Raw genomic sequence first — 806 nt, forward strand, 5'->3', positions numbered from 1 at the left:
GTAGAAGATGCGCAGGCGATATGACCCGGAAAGGCATCCACATCCGGAACCAGCTGCACCTCACCCGTGCGCGCGGCTGCGCCGCACACGCCGCGCTCGAACGGGATGACCAGACAGCCGTGGCCACCCTGGTACGGGCCGATCTTCAGCAGGCCCGGTTCGGTGACGCGGTAGAACCCTGTCCAGTCAAAGCGATCATCGGCGTAATGCACCTCACACGCGATGGTCGCCATCAAGGAGATCTGATCGGTTTCGCCTTCGGTCAGCGAGGCGATGGTTTTGGCAAGGGTGTCATAGTCGACGGTCATATTGGCATTGCTCCGATCCGGGTCTTGGGGGGCGACGCCCCCAGTCCCCGGAGTATTTGCAAAAGCTCAGAGGGTCAAATGCGTTCGATGGCGATCGCCGTGCCCTCTCCGCCTCCGATACAGATCGCAGCGATCCCGCGTTTCAGATCGCGTTTTTCCAGAGCGTTCAGAAGGGTGACCATGATCCGGGCACCAGATGCGCCGATTGGGTGACCCAGGGCGCAGGCTCCGCCATTGACGTTGACCTTGTCGCGCGGCAGGCCCAATTCGTGCATGAAAGCCATCGGAACCACGGCGAAGGCCTCGTTCACCTCCCACAGGTCCACATCATCTTTGGTCCAGCCCAGACGCTCAAGCAGCTTTTGCGCCGCAGGAACCGGAGCGGTTGTGAACAGGCCCGGGGCCTGCGCATGGCTGGCGTGGCCCAAAACGCGCGCGCGGACGGTTAGTCCTTTCGCCTCAGCGGTGTCTACAGAGGCCAGAACGAGAGCGGCCGCC

Annotated in this window: 1 protein-coding gene and 1 pseudogene; both read right to left on the reverse strand. The window is 62.7% G+C overall.

What is annotated here, in order from left to right; all coding sequences use genetic code 11:
- A partial coding sequence (locus ACR0E6_RS22045) for a GAF domain-containing protein (RefSeq protein ID WP_480587367.1) occupies positions 1–308 on the reverse strand: 308 nt, incomplete at its 3' end.
- A 74-nt stretch (positions 309–382) separates the two neighbouring features.
- A pseudogene (locus ACR0E6_RS22050) lies at positions 383–806 on the reverse strand (acetyl-CoA C-acetyltransferase); the annotation flags it as partial.

The organism is Ruegeria sp. AP12 (assembly GCF_056540025.1).